This window comes from Leisingera sp. (genome assembly GCF_034669605.1).
GTDB lineage: Bacteria > Pseudomonadota > Alphaproteobacteria > Rhodobacterales > Rhodobacteraceae > Leisingera.
The window spans coordinates 1-1,808 of record NZ_JAXMOX010000374.1 but is presented as its reverse complement, the minus strand read 5'-3'; the positions used below and the strand labels follow the sequence as shown (position 1 = coordinate 1,808).

The 1,808-nt window shown below is 60.1% G+C and carries 3 protein-coding genes; all 3 read right to left on the bottom strand.

The features are described from left to right. The coding region (dnaG, locus tag VOI29_RS24380; RefSeq protein WP_323784467.1) for a DNA primase at window positions 1–1,243 on the bottom strand (1,243 nt) is incomplete at its 3' end. Then, window positions 1,240–1,614: a GIY-YIG nuclease family protein gene (locus tag VOI29_RS24375; protein ID WP_323784465.1), complete on the bottom strand. Its 375-nt coding sequence runs from the start codon at window positions 1,612–1,614 to the stop codon at window positions 1,240–1,242. The genes dnaG and VOI29_RS24375, both read right to left, overlap by 4 nt. Before the next feature lie 62 nt (window positions 1,615–1,676). Beyond that, the gene (locus VOI29_RS24370) at window positions 1,677–1,805 is read right to left on the bottom strand and encodes a GatB/YqeY domain-containing protein (RefSeq protein WP_323784469.1); all 129 of its coding nucleotides are present in this window, start codon (window positions 1,803–1,805) and stop codon (window positions 1,677–1,679) included. Window positions 1,806–1,808 lie beyond the last annotated feature (3 nt).

Genomic DNA, 1,808 nt, shown 5'->3' with positions numbered 1-1,808 from the left:
CTTGATAGCGGTCGTGAAATTCCTGGTGGTAATGCCGGGCGATATCCTGGTCGGCTATGTCGCGCACATGATCGGACAGGCGCTTTTTCAGGCCGGCCTTGGTTTCCGGGGTGTTGAGCGGTTCCGCGTCATATTCCACCTGCCAGATCTTGTCGTCGAGCGTTTGCGGTTTCGCGATCAGGGCGGCAAAGGCATGGGCACCGTCTGAGCGGATCAGATCGTCGGGGTCTTGTCCGGCAGGCAGAGAAATGAAGTTCAGGCTGTGCGACGGGCGCAATATCGGCAGCGCGCGCAAGGCCGCACGCATCGCGGCCTTTTGGCCGGCATTGTCGCCATCGAAGCAAAGGATCGGAGCCTCAACCATTTTCCAGATGCGTTCAATCTGATGCTCGGTCAGCGCTGTGCCGAGCGGAGCGACGACATCTTTGAACCCGGCCTGTGCCAGGGCGATGGCATCCATATAGCCTTCGACCACCAGCACCCTGCCGGTCTGGCGGGAAGCAGGCGAGGCCTTGTCGAGATTGTAGAGGGTGCGGCCCTTGTCGAACAATGGGGTGTCGGGGCTGTTGAGATATTTCGGTTCGCCTTCGCCCAATATCCGGCCACCAAAGGCGATTACCCGGCCGCGCGGATCGCGGATCGGGATCATCAGCCGACCACGGAAGCGGTCATAGGGCTCTTTGTCGTCGACCTTGATCAGCAGCCCCGCCTCGATCAGCTGGTCGAGGCCGTGGACGGAGAGGGCGTCCTTGAGCCGTCCGCGCGAATCGGGGGCAAAGCCAAAGCCGAATTCGCGGATCGTGCTTTCCGATATGCCGCGGTTTTTCAGATATTCCCGCGCATGAGCGCCGTCGAGGCCGTTGAACTGGGCGACAAACCAGTCCTGCGCTGCCGCCATGACGTCGTGCAGGGTGGCGCGGACCTCCTGTCGCTGTGCGGCGCGGGGATCCGGCGCAGGGACTTCCATCTGCGCTTCGGCGGCGAGGTCCTTGACCGCATCCATGAAGCCAAGACCGCGCTGCTCGGTCATCCAGCTGATCGCATCGCCGTGGGCGCCGCAACCGAAGCAATGATAGAAGCCCTTTTCGTCGTTGATCGTGAAGCTGGGCGATTTCTCGTTATGAAACGGGCAGCAGGCCTTATATTCGCGGCCGGCTTTCTGGATTTTGACGGTGCGCCCGATCAGCGTCGACAGTGTGGTCCGCGATCGCAGTTCTTCGAGCCATTGCGGGGAGAGAGTCACTCTGCAATCTCGGTGTCTCGACTTCGCTCGACACGAACGGTTTCTGGAGCGCTGTCCTCACCGTTCGTCTCGAGCGAAGTCGAGAGACGTTCCGTGGGAGGCTTCGCAAAATAGGACAATTTCTTCCAGTCACCTGCAATTAGAGCGCGCTTTTTGGCTCGGGACCATTTCTTGACGGTGAATTCGGCTGACAAAGCCTCTTCTCGAGTCGGGAAGGTCTCGGACGAGACCAGTTCTACAGGTCGTCGCTGACTGGTAAACTTGCAATAGCCACCGCTGTGATGTTCCGCAACCCGGCGCTCCAGGTCATCCGTGTGACCGGTGTAGAACTTACTGTCTGCGCATAGCAGCATGTAGGTCCAGAAGGCCAATTACGCTTCTCCCAGGTGTCTCGACTTCGCTCGACACGAACGGTTGATGCTACCGCGTATCGTCACGCCAGCGCCGCCTTCACCAGGGCGCTGGCTTTGCTCATGTCGATTTCGGTGCCGTGGCGCTTTTTGAGTTCGCCCATCAGCCGGCCCATGTCTTTCATGCCGTCGGCGCCGAGTTCCGTCTTGATGCC